Raw genomic sequence first — 16863 nt, forward strand, 5'->3', positions numbered from 1 at the left:
AAAATTGACTATTTTTTATAAAAATAGAGAATCCTTATACAAATAATCGAACTCATAAATATCAAAATCAGCTGTTTCAAAACCAAAAAAAGAAAAGAAAAATGAAGAATAAAAATCCTGAAACCGAACAAGAATCTTTGTACAAAGATTTAGACCAAATGACCGTAAAAGAACTTTTGACAAATATTAATACAGAAGATCGAAAAGTTCCACAGATTATAGAAGGACAAATTCCTAAAATCGAAAAACTGGTCAAAGCAATTGTTAAAAAAATGCAGTTGGGCGGACGATTATTTTATATTGGGGCTGGAACTTCTGGCCGTATTGGAATTTTAGATGCTTCTGAATGTCCGCCAACATTTGGTGTGCCGCATGATATGATTATAGGAATTATTGCCGGAGGAGATACTGCAATTCGTAAAGCTGTCGAAAATGCAGAAGACGATACTGAACAAGCATGGAAAGATTTAGCTAAATTTGAGATTTCAAGCTTAGATTTTATTATCGGAATTGCAGCTTCTGGAAATACGCCATATGTTTTAGGCGCATTGAAAAAAGCTAAAGAACACAATATTAAAACAGGAAGTATTTCGTGCATTAGCAACGGACTTATCGCTCAAGAAGCCGATTATCCGATTGAAGTAATTGTCGGGCCTGAATTCTTAACTGGAAGTACGAGAATGAAAGCAGGAACAGCTCAAAAACTGACCTTGAACATGATCTCGACATCTGTAATGATCAAACTTGGAAAAGTAAAAGGCAACAAAATGGTAGACATGCAGTTGTCTAACGAAAAACTGGTAAAACGAGGCATCAAAATGATTATGGAAGAATTGGGAATTGAATATGATTTAGCCGAAGAATTACTGCAAAAACATAAAAGTGTACGCGCTGTTTTGTTAGATCATAACAGCAAAAAATAACCTAATTTATAAAGCTAAACCAAAATGTCTTCTACTACAATTCTCATTTTCATCTTTGTTTATTTTGGTCTTTTATTGTTTATCTCAAACGTAATCAGTAAAAAAGGACAGGACAATGATTCTTTTTTTAAAGCAAATAAAAATTCCAAATGGTACCTTGTTGCCTTTGGGATGATTGGAACAGCGCTTTCTGGCGTAACTTTTATTTCTGTTCCTGGAGAAGTAGGTTCGCCAAACGGAGAACAATTCAAATACTTCCAGTTTGTTTTAGGAAATGCAATCGGATTTATCATTATTGCAAAAGTCCTGCTTCCACTCTATTACAGAATGAATCTGACTTCGATTTACAGCTATATCGAACACAGAATGGGAATTAGAAGTTACAAAACAGCAGCTTCTATATTTTTAGTAAGCAGAACCATTAGTTCAGCTTTTAGATTGTATCTGGTTGTCATTGTTTTACAGCGATATGTTTTCAATGATTTTCATATACCCTTTCCGGTAACGGTACTTTTGGCTTTGGCGCTTATCTTTTTATACACTTTTAGAAGCGGCTTAAAAACCATTATTATTACCGATACCCTACAAACGTTTTTTTTAGTTAGTTCAGTGTTTATAACCATTTATTTTGTTTGTGACAGTCTTAACCTGACTGTTCTTGAGTCGATTTCAACCATTCAAAAAAGTAATTATTCAAAAATATTTTTCTTTGATGATTTCTTTACGAGCAAGTACCACTTTGTAAAGCAAATTTTAGGAGGAATGTTTGTTACTATTGCAATGGTTGGACTCGATCAAGATTTAATGCAGAAAAATCTAAGCTGTAAAAACATTGGCGAAGCACAAAAAAACATGTTTACGTTTACAGGAATTTTTGTTTTAATCAATATTATTTTCCTGAGTTTAGGCGCTTTATTGTACATCTACGCTGCAAAAAATAATGTTGAAATCCCATTAGATTTAGCAAGCGGAAAACCAAGAACCGATTTACTTTTCCCAGAAATTGCTCTAAATCATTTGTCAATTGTTCCGGCTTTTGTTTTCCTTTTGGGAATTATCGCGGCTACTTTTGCCACAACAGATTCGGCTTTAACGGCTTTAACAACTTCATTTTGTGTTGATTTTCTAGGAATGGACAAATCTGAAAATCTGGACAACAACAAAAATGTCAAAATAAGACATTGGGTACATTTTGCATTTTCAATCTTGCTTTTCTTAGTTATTATAATCCTGAATTCATTTAACGATGCTTCTGTAGTCGCATTAATTTTCAGGGCTGCATCTTACACTTATGGACCGTTATTAGGATTATATGCTTTCGGATTATTACAAAAATCAAGATTAGTAAACGATAAATTGATTCCGATTATCTGTATCATTTCGCCAATATTTACGTATTTCTTAAGCGAAAACTCAGCACAATTATTCGGATATACTTTTGACAATGAATTAATCATAATCAATGGATTATTTACTTACATCGGAATTTATTTAACAAGTAAACGCACAGAAGAAAAAATCTCTTTCTAAAAGCCAAAATATAGCAAACCAGATTTTATCTGAATGCAAAAAAATGATTTCATGAAAAATACAATTATAAAAATAGGTTTGCTTACCGCTGTTCTTTTTTTAATCATCAATTGTGGTGTTTCTAAAAAAAGCAAAACTGCTGTTGACAAAAACGAACCTATTTCGACAGAAAACAAAGAAGTTTACGTTCCAAAAGCCAAATCAGAAAAGAAACCTTTTGTTCCCGATTGTGATGCCGAAAATCGCTGGACAGACAGCATTTACAGCAAAATGACGCTGGACGAAAAATTGGGACAACTATTTTTTGCAAATGCTTATTCTAATAAAGATTCTGTACATGTTAACAAAGTAAAAGAACTGGTTTCTAAATACAATATTGGTGGAATTATTTTCTTTCAGGGCGGGCCAGTTCGTCAAGCGAAATTGACTAATATTTATCAATCCAAAGCCAAAGTGCCGCTGTTTATTGGGCTTGATGCAGAATGGGGATTAAGCATGCGTTTAGACTCCACTTACGCTTATCCTTGGAATATGACTTTAGGCGCGATTCAGGATTTAGACCTTATTGAAAAAGTTGGGAAACAAATGGGAAGCGAATGCAAAAGAATGGGAATTCATTTCAACTTTGCTCCTGTTTTAGACATTAATACCAATCCGCTGAATCCAATTATTGGAAATCGTTCTTTTGGCGAAAGCAAAACTAATGTTGCTGATCGCGCTTCGGCAATTATGAAAGGCATTCAAAGCCAAGGCGTTTTGTGTACAGGAAAACATTTCCCTGGACATGGCGATACCGCTGTCGATTCGCACAAAGCGCTTCCTACTGTTGCTTACACAAAAGAACATATGGATGAAGTCGAATTATATCCGTACAAAAAACTCTTTGACGAAGGTCTGGCTTCTGTAATGGTCGCGCATCTTAATATTCCTAGTTTAGAACCAAAAGAAAACGTTCCTTCTTCTGCTTCTTACAATGTTGTTACTGAATTACTTCAAAAACAATTAGGCTTTGACGGACTTATTTTTACGGATGGTTTAGGCATGAAAGGCGCCAGCAACTTTAAACCTGTCGGAGATTTAGAATTAGCTGTTTTACAAGCAGGAAATGATATTTTCCTTTGCCCGGACGATGTCCCAGCAGCTTTAGAAAAATTAAAAGTCTTTTATGCAAATGGACAAATTACTGAAGAACGTTTGGCGCATTCGGTTAAAAAAATCCTGCATTATAAATTCAAAGCAGGATTAAACAAATACAAACCTGTTGATCTAAAAAATCTTCAAAAGGATTTAACAAGCCCTGATAAAGATGCACTTCAGTACAATTTATTTGAAAATGCCACTACGGTTTTAAAAAACAAAAAAGACATTCTTCCTATCAAAAATCTGAATCAGAAAATTGCTTATGTAAAACTGGGAGAAGATGTAAACAGCGCTTTTGTTTCGACCTTAAAAAAATATACTGAAATAACAGAGGTTTCCAACACAAACGTAGATTCTTTAAACGCTGAATTAAAGAAATACGATTTGGTTATTGTAAGCTATCATAAAGTAAACAAAGCTTGGGAAAAGCATGATTTTTCTTCAAACGAATTGTTTTTCCTGAATAAAATTGCCGAAAATAATAAGGTTATTTTAGATGTTTTTACAAAACCATATTCGCTTCTTTCCATTAAAAATTTTGATGATATCGAAGGATTGATGGTTTCGTACCAAAACTCAACAATTTCTCAGATTGTTTCTGCCGAAATTTTATTTGGAGCTAAAGGCGCTAAAGGAAAATTACCCGTTTCAATCAATGAAAATTTCAAAGTAAATGACGGAATTGATACGGAGAAAATCGATCGTTTAGGTTTTGAAACACCTGAAAATGTTGGAATGAATTCGAATATTCTTTATAAAATTGATGCGATTGCCCAAAAAGCAATTGACGGAAAAATGGCTCCAGGAATGCAGATTTTAGTTGCAAGAAAAGGAAGCGTTGTTTTTCAGAAATCATACGGATATCAAACTTACGATAACAAAGTAAAAGTTTCAAATACCGATTTATACGATGTTGCTTCGATTTCAAAAATGATTTCTACGCTTCCAAACGTGATGCAATTGTACGATAAAAACAAAGTTGAATTAGATACAAAACTGGGAACAATGCTTCCGATGTTTAATAAATCAAACAAAAAAGACATTTCGTTTAAAGATTTATTAAACCATTATGCTGGATTGATTGCGTGGAGTCCGTTTTATAAATCAACTTTAGACGCTAAAGGTTTTCCATCTGATCAATATTATCGAAAAATGCCAGAGAAAAATTTCACAACTAAAGTAGCTTATAATCTTTTCATTAGAAATGATTATCATGACACGATTATGAAATTTATTGCCGACTCTCCTATTTCATTAAAAAAAGAATACAAATACAGTGATTTTACTTTTATCATTTTAAAAGAATATTTGGAAAGAGCTACACACAAAAAACTGGAAGATTTAAGTCAGGAAAACTTCTTCAATTCGTTAGGAATGAATTATACCACTTACAATCCGCTATTGAAATTTGACAAAAATGTAATTGCTCCAACAGAAATCGATAATTATTTTAGACATCAATTAATTCAAGGTTACGTACACGATATGGCAGCTGCGATGGAAGGCGGAGTTGCAGGTCACGCAGGAATTTTTTCGAATGCAATGGATGTTGCCAAAATGATGCAACTTTTTCTTCAAAAAGGAAGTTATGGCGGTGAACGTTATTTTTCGGAAGCTACTTTTGATACTTTTAATACTTGCTTCTATTGTGATCAAGGCGTAGAAAGAGGTTTAGGTTTCGATAAAAGATTAGGAAAAGACGGTCCAACTTGCCAATGTGCTTCTAAATCAAGTTTTGGTCACACTGGTTTTACAGGAAATATGGCTTGGGTTGATCCTGAAAACGAAACAGTTTATGTGTTTTTATCAAATAGAACATATCCTGAAGTTGGCGAAGAAGGCAATAAATTAGCGAAAGAAAAAATTCGTGAAGATATTCAGAAGATAATTTATGAATCTATAATAAAATAATTTTGCCCATTTTTTTTAACACATAGAAACATAGGTTTTATACTGAATTAAAAAAAGATTATCAAAAGAAACTAGTTTCTAACACATAGCGCTATGTTTGTTTAAGACAAGTGAAACGCCTTTTCTAAAAAATCTAAATCTATGTTTCTATGTGTTTAGAATTAATTGCTCGCAACTGATTAACTTTAGCTGCAATTTAAACGAATTTTCATGAACAAAAATATTGAGGCACTTTATCAAATTGCTCAAAAAGAAACGAAACGTATCATTGGACTGATGTCGGGAACTTCTCTCGACGGATTAGATATTGCTTTATGCGAAATTTCAGGATCTGGCGTAAACACCAATGTAAAGCTGGCTCAATTTAAAACGATTAGTTATTCAGAAGAAATCAAAACAGAAATTCGTAAAGTCTTTGCTAAGAAAAACATCGATTTTCAGCATTTGGTTTTGCTCAACGAATGGATTGGTTTGCTTCATGCAGAAATGATAAATGATGCTTTAAAAAAATGGAATATCCCCGCTTCAGAAATTGATTTAATTGCGTCTCACGGACAAACGGTTTTACATGCGCCAAAGTTTTTGCATCAACAGGAAAAATTTCCAAATGCGACTTTGCAGATTGGAGATGGCGATCATATTGCAGTAAAAACGGGAATTATTACTTTATCTGATTTTAGACAAAAACATGTTGCAGCAGGTGGCGAAGGTGCTCCGTTAGCCGTTTACGGTGATTATTTTTTATTTGGAAAAGAAGGCGAAAACAGAATCATGCTAAACATTGGCGGAATTGCCAATTTTACTTATCTGCCTTCAGCCATAAAAACTGAAGACACTTTTGTAACCGATACGGGAACAGGAAATACTTTAATCGATCTTTTTGTAAAGAAGTATTTCTTAGATAAAAGCTACGATAAAGATGCTGAAATAGCCAAACAAGGAACTGTAAATCAGGACTTATTGGACAATTTGAAAGACAATTCTTTTTTCAAAAAAGGTTTTCCAAAAACAATTGGACAAGAATTATTCAATGCTGAATATGTAGAATTAGCACTTTCAAAAAGCAATCTCACCAATATTTCAGCCCCTGATTTACTGGCAACTTTAACACGTTTTACAGCCGAAACTATTGCCGAAGCGATTTTATTTGCTGTTGAAAATTCTTCTTTTAAAATTGAAGACTTTAAAATTTATCTTTCTGGCGGAGGAGCCAATAATCCTTTAATTGTAAAATGGTTAAAAGAATTACTGCCTTGTCCTTTCTTTAAAAGCAATGATTTAGGAATTAACAGTGATGCCAAAGAAGCCATTCTTTTTGCTGTTTTAGCCAATGAAACTGTTGCCGGAGGAGATTTCAAATTTAATTCTGTAAAAATTCCATCCGTAACTATGGGGAAAATTTCATTTCCTGATTAATCTCAAAACCAACCACAAACTATTAACAAACCAAAAACCATGACAAAAGAACGTTTAACCTCACTGGACGTATTTAGAGGATTTACTATTTTTCTAATGACAATAGTTAACAATCCCGGAAGCTGGTCTTCTATCTATCCGCCATTAGAACATGCAGAATGGCACGGATGTACTCCAACCGATTTAGTTTTCCCATTTTTTGTTTTTATCATGGGAACAGCAATCCCTTTTGCTATGCCGGTTAAACATCTTGATGGTGCTGTTTTTAATAAGATTTTAGTTCGATCACTGCGCATTTTCTGCTTAGGATTTTCTTTAGCTTTTTTCGGAAGAATACATTTATTTGGTTTGGAAGGATTTCCTCTTTTAGCCATAAGACTTATTATTTTCTTCGGAATCGCCTATGCGCTTTTGGGGAATTTCAGCCTAAAACTCAAAACGTATCTTGTTTTCGGAATCTTAATTGTATTATTATCCTTAGCCTACAGCGGTTTAGAACACTTTGAAGACACCAGAATTCCAGGCGTTTTACAGCGAATTGGAATCGTTTATTTCTTTACATCTCTTTTGTATTTAAAAACCAATTTAAAAACGCAAATTATAACGGCGGTTTCAATTCTGGTTGGATATTATCTTCTAATGGCTTTTGTTCCTGTTCCGGGAGTTGGAGAAGCTAATTTTGAAAAAGGCACTAATCTGGCTGCATGGCTTGATAATTTACTTTTAAACGGACACCTTTGGAGCGTTTCTAAAACTTGGGATCCAGAAGGAATTTTAAGTACTTTGCCAGCCATAGCAACTGGAATTACAGGAATGTTTATCGGACAAATTTTAAATTTATCTACTGACAAAATCGAAATTGTAAAAAAACTGGCAATCGCTGGAATCGTGCTGTTGATTTCTGGATTACTTTGGAATATTATTTTCCCGATTAACAAATCACTTTGGACAAGTTCTTATGTTTTGTATACAGGCGGAATTGCTACTCTAAGTTTGACTTTTCTGTATTACATTATCGATGTAGCTAATTATAAAAAATGGGCTAAATTATTTTTAATCTGGGGTGTAAACCCAATGATTGTCTTCTATTTTTCAGGAATAATTCCGAGGGTAATGAGTTCTATAAAAATGCAGAATCCAGAAATTGGAGGTGACGAAATTGGCTTTCAAGCTTACATTTATGAATATGGAATTGTGCCAGTTTTTGAAAATCCTTTAAATGCATCATTGGCTTATGCACTGGCTTATGCCCTTTTCTGGTCGATTATTTTATGGATTTTGTATAAAAGAAAACTAATATTCAAAGTTTAGCGTTTCAGAAAGAATGGTATTATTATTGCGAAATTTAAATTTCCTTTAATCATCTAAAAAAACTATTTTTGGTTTTTGTTAAAAAACATTGAAATGCATAAAAATCAGTATCTAATATTCTCTTTTCTACTTCTATTTTTCGTTTCGACGATTGCTGCACAGCAAAATACAATGCATCCTAAAAACGAATTTAGAGGTGTTTGGATTGCCACCGTTGTGAATATTGACTGGCCAAAAACAAGCATCGATAATGTAGAAAAAGAAAAAGCTGATTACCTCGAAATTTTAGAAGCCTATAAAAAATTAAATTATAATGCTGTAATTGTTCAGGTTCGAAGTGTTGGTGATGCCATTTATCCTTCTGAATTCGCACCTTGGTCTCGTTTTTTAACTGGAAAAGAAGGTTTAGCGCCAAATCCATATTATGACGCTTTAGAATGGATGATCGAACAAGCACACAATCGCGGATTTGAATTCCACGCTTGGCTGAATCCTTATCGTGCGACTTTTGATTTGAATAAAAATCTTTTAAGTCCTGGACACGATCTTTTTAAACATCCTGAATGGATGATCGAATACGGCGGAAAATATTATTACGATCCTGCTTTACCGGAAGTTCAGGCGCATTTAACGAAAGTAGTTAAAGAAGTAGTGGATAAATACGATATCGATGCGATTCATTTTGATGATTATTTTTATCCGTACGCTGTTCCTGGAAAAGTATTTAACGACAACGCTTCCTACCAAAAATATGGTGCCGGTTTAAGCAGAGCCGATTGGCGTCGTGCGAATGTGAGCAATTTTGTACATACGATTTCAACAACTATAAAAGCCAGCAAACCTTGGGTTCAGTTTGGAATTAGTCCATTTGGAGTTTGGCGAAATAAATCACAAGATCCAAGAGGTTCTGAAACGCAGTCAACTTCAAATTATGACGATTTATATGCTGATCCAATGCTTTGGATGGATCAAAAATGGATTGATTATATTCTGCCTCAATTGTATTGGAGTATGAATAATACGAGAGCATCTTATTCTAAATTGGTAAAATGGTGGTCTGAAAATTCTAACAATACGGCAGTTTACATTGGTCATGCTTCTTATAAAATTAGAGGCGACTCAGATAAAAGTTGGAATTTTGTAACCGAAATTCCCACTCAGATTGATTTTCTAAGAACTTTTAAAAATGTTTCTGGAAGTGCTTATTTCAGCTCGAAATGGTTTATGGGCAAAAACTTTGATGTTGTTCGTCATTTAGAAGAAAACCAATATAAATATCCTGCGATTCCAGCAGCTGTCCCGAATTTAAGACATGTTATAATTGATACACCAAAAGTGATTGAATATAACAAAGATAGCATTCGTTATAACTTCACTTTCAAAAGTCCATTAAACACAAAAGTCCGTTATATGGTCGTTTACGGAGGTGAACATATTTCAAAAATCGATATTAATGACGCTACTAAAATTGTAGAAAAAGTAACCGTAAAAGAAATCGATGGCAAAATTACTTTCGCAATTGCAGCCGGAAAACTAAACCTTTATAAAGCTTGTGCTGTAACTTTTATTGACTATTATGCTAATGAAAGTACGCCAACTGCCATAGATTTAAAAAAACCATTTAAAAACTATATACCTGCTCAACCAAATGAAAATAGATAATAAACCTTGGTTCTGGATTCCGCTTCTAAACTTTGCATCTGGATTACCGTATGCCATAATCATTTCGGTTTCGGTAATTATGTACAAAAATTTAGGAATTTCAAATAAAGACATTGGAGTCTGGACAAGTTTATTGTATCTACCTTGGGTCGTAAAACCGCTTTGGAGTCCGCTTATTGAATTAGTCGGAACCAAAAGAAAATGGTTTTTATGGATGCAGCTCATCATTTCGATTGCCTTTTTACTTGTCGGATTAACAATTCCAGCAAATGGATTTTTCTATGCAACATTAGCCATATTCTGGGTTGCTGCTTTTGCTTCAGCTTCAAATGATATAGCGACCGACGGTTTTTATTTATTGGTTTTACCAGAAGATAAACAATCTTTCTTTATCGGAATCAGAAGTACTTTCTACAGACTTTCAATGTTGGCAGGAAACGGATTAGTGGTGCTTTTTGCAGGATATTTAGAACATAAATATGGAGACAATACAAAAGCATGGTCGTACACCATGATTTGTGTTGGTTTATTGATGACTTTTATTACGGTTTACAACTTTATTTTCACACCAAAGAATGAAATAAATGTAGTAGAAGGCAACAAAGAAACTCCACACCAAAACTTCGGAACTATATTTATCAGTTTCTTCAAGAAAAAACAAATCGGATTAATCCTGGCTTTTATTTTAGTATTCAGATTAGGAGAATCTCAATTGTTAAAAATGTTAAGTCCGTTCCTTCTTGATAAAAGAGAATTAGGCGGAATGGGATTAGACACAGAAGCTGTTGGAATTATTTACGGGACACTGGGAATTTTTGCCCTTACAATAGGTGGTATTTTAGGAGGTATCGCTATTTCTAAACATGGACTTACGAAATGGATGCTTCCAATGTTTTTAGCAATGCATCTTCCAATTCTTGGTTTTATTGGTTTAGCTCATTTCCAGCCGCAAGAATTATTTCATCTTCACATAAATTTATATTTTTTTGAAATTGATTCTCCATTAAATCTTTATACTTGTATTACCGTTGTTTTAGAACAATTTGGTTACGGCTTTGGATTTACTGGTTTTATGATGTATTTAATTCATGTTGCCGAAGGAGAATCAAAAACAGCACATTATGCATTGGCAACTGGATTTATGGCATTAGGAATGATGCTGCCAGGAATGTTGAGCGGTTTTATACAACAATATTTAGGCTACCAAAACTTCTTCGTTTGGGTTTTGATTGCTACAATTCCAGGTCTTATTTTATCACGTTTTTTAACTTTCCCGAAAGATTTTGGGAAAAAATCATAAGAAGTTTAATCCCAAATCAAACTCTTACATATGGAAATCAATGAAAATTTGCAGGCTGAACGAAATCTGAAAGGAGCTGAGTTCGAAAAAAATGGAAATCTTGAAAAAGCAATTGAGTTGTATGAAGAAAATGTCGTAGAAAGCTTTAAAGGAAATCATCCTTATGATCGACTGGCAACAATCTACAAAAACCAAAACGATCTCGGCAACGAAATTAGGGTTTTAGAAAAAGCCATTTTGGTTTACGAAGAAATCACAATTGAAGACCGATTGGAAGGTCTTCCAAAACTTTTTAGATTCAAAAACCGACTGGAAAAAGCCATTGAAACCCAAAAACAATTAGCTAAACAAAAGAAAGCAAAATTGAAATAGTTTTTTAAACACATAGAAACATAGATTTATTTTATTCAAAAAGAGAAAAAAAGAAAAACTAGTTTCTCCAAACATAGCTATGCCTCAACTGCTCTAAAACTATTTCTATTTTTTTCAAAAATTAACACAAAAACAAAAAAGCTATAAAATCATGATTCACATAAAACGAACAAACTCAGATGATATTGATTTTATAAATCTAGTGGCTTTATTAGATAAAGATTTAGCCATTAGAGATGGAGACGATCATGCGTTTTATAATCAGTTTAATAAAACTGATAAAATAAAACATACTATCGTTTATTACGAAAATGATATTCCAGTTGGATGCGGCGCTTTTCGCGAAAAAGAAAGCGACAAAACTGAAATCAAAAGAATGTATGTTCATCCTGATTACAGAAAAAAAGGAATTGCTTCTGCCGTTTTAAAAGAACTGGAAATTTGGGCGAAAGAAGTAGGTTATACTTATACCATTTTAGAAACCGGAAAAAATCAGCCGGAAGCCATCAACTTATATCAAAAATTAAATTATACCATCATTCCGAATTATCCACCTTATGAAGAAATGGATAACAGCGTTTGCATGAAAAAGACTTTATAATAATGAAAATCACAGCAGAAGCTTTACGTCAAAAAATCGGGCAATTCTTTTTCCCAGCCGTTTTTATGAACGACACCGAAGAAAACATCCAAGAAATGGAACGTTTTATAAAAGAGTATAATATTGGAGGATTAACCTTTTTTCACAGTCGTGCGAGCGCTGCAACGAATTATGAAAGCAAGAAAAAAGTTGTTTTTAATGATGATAGCTACGAAAAAATTAAAGCTTTAATCGTTCGTTATCAAAAAGCCGCTTCTACTCCACTTTTGATCAGTATTGATGCAGAATGGGGATTGGCAATGCGTATCGAAAAAACGCCTCAATATCCGTATGCGATTACGCTTGGCGCTTTGCCGGAAAACAAATCAAAATTGGTTTACGAAGTTGGAAAACAAATTGGTTTAGACTTAAAAGCAGCTGGAATACAGTACAATTTATCGCCTTTGGCGGATATTAATAATAATCCAAATAATCCGGTTATTGGTTACCGCTCTTTTGGCGAAAACAAAGAAAAAGTAGCCAATTTTGCTGTTGAATATTTAAACGGAATGTCTGAAGTTGGCGTTTTAGGCTGTTTAAAACACTTTCCTGGACATGGAAATACGAATGTTGATTCGCATTTAGGTCTTCCGGTTTTAAAGGAAACTTTAGAAGAATTAATGCAAAACGAATTATATCCTTTCATTAAAGGAATCGAAAACAATGTCGATTCTATTATGATTGGACATTTGGCTGTTCCAAGTTTGAATGACGGAAAAGATACTTCTGCAACATTATCAAAAGCGGTTATTCAGGATCTTTTACGCAATAAATTAGGTTATGATGGTTTAGTAATTTCGGATGCTTTAAATATGCACAGCGTTTCTAAATTATACGAAACCAAAGGACAATTAGAATGGGAAGCTTTTAATGCAGGAAATGATGTCTTATGTTTCGCCGAAAATGTTCCTGAAGGAATTGAAGCCATCTATAAAAATGCTTCTCCAGACCGTATTTTCGAAAGTTATAACCGAATTATGAAAGCTAAAGAAAAAGCGGGAATTCTTTCTGGAAACACAGCTGTTTCGGGCGAATTAGATTTCGAAAGAACATCAAAATTAAATCTGGAAATTGCTCAAAATGCGATTACAACAATTATCGATAACTCGAGCGCAGAATTAGCTTTTGAAGCTCAGAAAAACAACAAATTAGCCAAACTGAGTTTATATAAAAATACTGAAAACACATTCTTCAAAACTTTAAATTCAAAACTCTCTTCACCGGAATTTGCTTTTGAAAATTTAGAAATTTCGGATATTTCATCCGTCAAAAAAGAATTAGAAGATTTTGAAACTATTTTGATTTCATTATTTGTTCCAAAGGCAAAACCATTGAACAATTTTGAGATTGACAGTGAAGTTTTAGAATTGCTTTCTGATTTGCTTCAAACCAAAAAATGCATCATTTACGTTTTCGGGAATCCGTATTCTTTACCATTAATTCCAAATCTTAAAAAGGCTTCAGGGCTAGTTGAAACGTATCAGGATTTTGAAGAATTTCAAAAAACAGCAGGAATTCAATTTTTAGAAAAAAATAGTTCAAATGGCGGTTTACCAGTAAATATTGATATTCAATAAGTTAAAACACTAAATAATCAAAATTTATCAACTTATAAATATTAATAATCACATCTTATTGTAAAAACCTGCACTTGTACCCTACTTTTGCACCAGAAATAAATATTTAACGTAAATCAGAAATTATGTCTTTAGTAGGAAAAAAATTCCCAAGTATTGCAGTAGATGCTATCTCAGAAATGGGTGACAATTTAAAAATCAACATTTTTGAAGAAGCAGTAAACAACAATAAAAAAGTACTTTTATTTTGGTACCCAAAAGATTTTACTTTTGTATGTCCAACAGAATTACACGCCTTTCAAGCTGCATTACCAGAATTTGAAAAAAGAAATACTATCGTAATTGGTGCTTCTTGTGATACAAACGAAGTTCACTTTGCTTGGTTAAATACTCCAAAAAACAATGGTGGAATCGAAGGTGTTACTTACCCAATCTTAGCTGATACAAACCGTAACTTGGCTAACATTTTAGGTATTCTTGATATCGAATCTACAAGCTACAGCGAAGATACTGACTCAGTTATCATCGAAGGTTCAAACGTAACTTACAGAGCTACTTACCTAATCGACGAAACTGGAAAAATCTTCCACGAAAGCGTAAACGATATGCCATTAGGACGTAACGTAAACGAATACTTAAGAATGGTTGACGCTTACACTCACATCCAGACTAAAGGTGAAGTTTGTCCTGCAAACTGGGAAGCTGGTAAAGAAGCTATGTCTGCTGACAGAATCAGTACTGCTGAATACTTAAGCGCAAACTAATTTTTAATTAGTTTCTAAGATACTAAGATGCTAAGGTTCTAAGATTTCATTCTTAAACCTTAGTAACTTAGAAATCAATCTTCTCTCAAAAAATCTCAAAAAAATTATAGTTGCTAAAATCCATAAAGGTTCAAAAAACTTAGAACCTTAGAGTCTTAGCACCTTAGAATCTCAAAAAATAAAACTTATGTTAATTGACTTAAACGAAGATACGTTAGCAGATTTAGTTGCTAAAAACGAAAAAGTAGTAGTACAATATTCAGCTTCATGGTGTGGAAATTGCCGTATTATGAAACCAAAATTCAAAAAATTAGCAACAGAAAATGAAGCTATCACTTTTGTTTTGGTTGATGCAGAAAATTCTCCAGAGTCAAGAAAATTAGCTAATGTGAGCAACTTGCCAACATTCGCAACTTTCGTAAACGGACAATTAGTTGGTGAAACACAAACTAACAAACAAGAAGTTTTAATTGATCTTGTAAACGCAATTGCTTAATTCATCATTTAAAACTCCACAACATGAAATTACCAGTAATTAAGCATTTAACACAATTCATCGAAGAAAACGATCAGGATTATATCATTGAAACGATTGAAGTTCTGGAAGCGATGACCGAAATTCCTTCTCTTAAAGACGAAGAATTAGATGTTATCGGCGAATTGATTTCAAATATGTACGGTGCTCTTGAAGTGCAAAAATTAGTTGCTCAGGGAACTGACAAAAAAGAAGCTTTAAATACGTTCATGAAGCGTGTTTTAGGTTCAATCGATAAATAAATTCAAGCCTCTTTTTCAAAGAAAAAAACAAAAAACATGACGAAGAAAGCGTTTCTATTTTAGGGACGCTTTTTTTAGTTTACAGTGGTCAGTTTTTTAGTATTCAGCGTAGTCTCAGTTTTCAGTCGCAGTCCCAGTTTCACGCAATCTTTGTCAGGCTTAGCGATCCCGAAGCTTCGGAAGAAGCCCACACAAAGTAAAACAAATCTAAAATCTACCCTCAAAAATCTAAAATTAATTAGGGCGAGACAGTATTTGAAAAAGTGGGCAAACATACTTTGTCTTTATTCGCCCACTTTCCCAAATACTGTCGGGCTATCCGCGCTACTTCGGTAGCTAGCTTCTATCCCTCTCGCATCCCGTTTTCAATTTACGTTTCATAGTTATTGACAAAGAATTGTCAGGCTGAGCGAAGTCGAAGCCCACGCAAAGTAATTCTACAAAGATTAACTATTTATATTTTGGAACTACGTACTCGGGCTTCGACTTCGCTCAGCCTGACAACAGCAATAAATCTAAAATCATTAGATAAATTCGTGAATTCGTGGCCATCCAAAAACCACTCTTAATCTCTCCTTAAACCCATAACAAATACTTTTAGATTCAAATTTTAATCCTTACTTTTGAACCTCATTAATTTTAAACAAAAATCATGGCATCTATCACATTAGGAGGAAATCCAGTTCATACATCAGGTGAATTACCAGCAGTTGGAACACAATTAGCTGATTTCGCTTTAGTTCAAAACGATTTATCAGTTGCTTCATTAAGCACTTTTGCAGGTAAAAAATTAGTTTTAAATATCTTCCCAAGTGTTGATACAGGAACTTGTGCAACATCTGTTAGAACTTTCAATGCAAGCGCAAGCGGATTAGAAAACACTGTTGTTTTATGTATTTCAAGAGATTTGCCATTCGCTCAAAAACGTTTTTGTGGTGCTGAAGGTTTAGAAAATGTAGTAAACTTATCAGATTTTCAAGAAGGTGCTTTTGGTAAAGCAAACGGATTAGAAATCGTTGACGGACCATTAAAAGGTTTGCATTCAAGAGCAATCATTGTTGTTGATGCTAATGGAAAAATCGTTCACACAGAACAAGTTGCTGAAATCGCAAACGAACCAAATTACGAAGCTGCTTTAGCTGCATTATAATAAATATACTCTAAATGGAGTTTCAAAAAGACAATACTTTTGTTACAGGGCGATTAAAAAGTGTAACTTATGCTTTTAAAGGCGCTGTAAAATTGATAAAAACAGAACACAGTGTTATGGTTCAATTCTCTTTAGGAATTATCATGACAATTGCTGGGTTCTATTTTCATATTTCACAAACCGAATGGCTATGTCAGACATTAGCCATTGGTTTGGTTTTAAGCATTGAAGGATTGAATACAGCAGTTGAAAAAATTGCTGATTTCATCCATCCGGATTACAGCAAACGAATCGGATTTATTAAAGATATTGCTGCCGGAGCGGTATTTTTTGCCGCATTGACTGCAATAGCAATAGGCTTGATTATTTATATTCCAAAATTTATTTAGG

The 16863-nt window shown here is 33.6% G+C and carries 15 protein-coding genes; all 15 read left to right on the top strand.

Annotated elements, in window-relative coordinates:
• Window positions 1-101 precede the first annotated feature (101 nt).
• On the top strand, window positions 102-923 hold the full coding sequence (gene murQ, locus HNP35_RS21165) for an N-acetylmuramic acid 6-phosphate etherase (RefSeq protein ID WP_184166993.1): 822 nt from the start codon (window positions 102-104) through the stop codon (window positions 921-923).
• Window positions 924-947: 24 nt separating this feature from the next.
• Window positions 948-2453 (top strand): sodium:solute symporter, encoded by a 1506-nt coding sequence (locus tag HNP35_RS21170; RefSeq protein ID WP_184166996.1) that lies wholly within the window; start codon window positions 948-950, stop codon window positions 2451-2453.
• A 51-nt stretch (window positions 2454-2504) separates the two neighbouring features.
• On the top strand, window positions 2505-5504 hold the full coding sequence (locus HNP35_RS21175; RefSeq protein ID WP_184166999.1) for a glycoside hydrolase family 3 N-terminal domain-containing protein: 3000 nt from the start codon (window positions 2505-2507) through the stop codon (window positions 5502-5504).
• A 210-nt stretch (window positions 5505-5714) separates the two neighbouring features.
• A complete protein-coding gene (locus HNP35_RS21180) occupies window positions 5715-6920 on the top strand; it encodes an anhydro-N-acetylmuramic acid kinase (protein WP_184167002.1) in 1206 nt (401 codons plus the stop codon).
• A gap of 39 nt (window positions 6921-6959) precedes the next feature.
• Window positions 6960-8231: an acyltransferase family protein gene (locus HNP35_RS21185; RefSeq protein WP_184167005.1), complete on the top strand. Its 1272-nt coding sequence runs from the start codon at window positions 6960-6962 to the stop codon at window positions 8229-8231.
• 93 nt (window positions 8232-8324) lie between these two features.
• Window positions 8325-9893, top strand: a complete 1569-nt coding sequence (locus HNP35_RS21190; RefSeq protein WP_184167008.1) for a glycoside hydrolase family 10 protein — start codon at window positions 8325-8327, stop codon at window positions 9891-9893.
• Window positions 9880-11193, top strand: a complete 1314-nt coding sequence (locus HNP35_RS21195; RefSeq protein ID WP_184167011.1) for an MFS transporter — start codon at window positions 9880-9882, stop codon at window positions 11191-11193. The genes HNP35_RS21190 and HNP35_RS21195 overlap by 14 nt, the downstream gene beginning before the upstream one ends.
• A gap of 30 nt (window positions 11194-11223) precedes the next feature.
• Entirely contained in the window at window positions 11224-11565 is a 342-nt protein-coding gene (locus tag HNP35_RS21200; protein ID WP_184167014.1) for a hypothetical protein, read from the top strand.
• Window positions 11566-11716: 151 nt separating this feature from the next.
• Window positions 11717-12166 (top strand): GNAT family N-acetyltransferase, encoded by a 450-nt coding sequence (locus HNP35_RS21205; RefSeq protein ID WP_184167017.1) that lies wholly within the window; start codon window positions 11717-11719, stop codon window positions 12164-12166.
• Between the two features lie 2 nt (window positions 12167-12168).
• Entirely contained in the window at window positions 12169-13782 is a 1614-nt protein-coding gene (locus tag HNP35_RS21210) for a glycoside hydrolase family 3 protein (RefSeq protein ID WP_184167020.1), read from the top strand.
• Between the two features lie 125 nt (window positions 13783-13907).
• Window positions 13908-14546: a peroxiredoxin gene (locus tag HNP35_RS21215; RefSeq protein ID WP_012024184.1), complete on the top strand. Its 639-nt coding sequence runs from the start codon at window positions 13908-13910 to the stop codon at window positions 14544-14546.
• Window positions 14547-14733: 187 nt separating this feature from the next.
• Window positions 14734-15042, top strand: a complete 309-nt coding sequence (locus HNP35_RS21220; RefSeq protein WP_007805605.1) for a thioredoxin family protein — start codon at window positions 14734-14736, stop codon at window positions 15040-15042.
• A gap of 23 nt (window positions 15043-15065) precedes the next feature.
• Window positions 15066-15323 carry a DUF6952 family protein gene (locus HNP35_RS21225; RefSeq protein WP_008462029.1) on the top strand — a complete coding sequence of 86 codons (258 nt, stop codon included), beginning with the start codon at window positions 15066-15068 and terminating at the stop codon, window positions 15321-15323.
• Window positions 15324-15975: 652 nt separating this feature from the next.
• Complete coding sequence (gene tpx, locus HNP35_RS21230; protein ID WP_184167023.1) at window positions 15976-16473, top strand: thiol peroxidase; 498 nt, start codon at window positions 15976-15978, stop codon at window positions 16471-16473.
• Between the two features lie 14 nt (window positions 16474-16487).
• On the top strand, window positions 16488-16862 hold the full coding sequence (locus HNP35_RS21235; RefSeq protein WP_184167027.1) for a diacylglycerol kinase: 375 nt from the start codon (window positions 16488-16490) through the stop codon (window positions 16860-16862).
• Window position 16863: the final 1 nt, after the last annotated feature.

The sequence above is a fragment of the Flavobacterium notoginsengisoli genome, from assembly GCF_014207905.1.
In the GTDB taxonomy this organism is placed as follows: domain Bacteria; phylum Bacteroidota; class Bacteroidia; order Flavobacteriales; family Flavobacteriaceae; genus Flavobacterium; species Flavobacterium notoginsengisoli_A.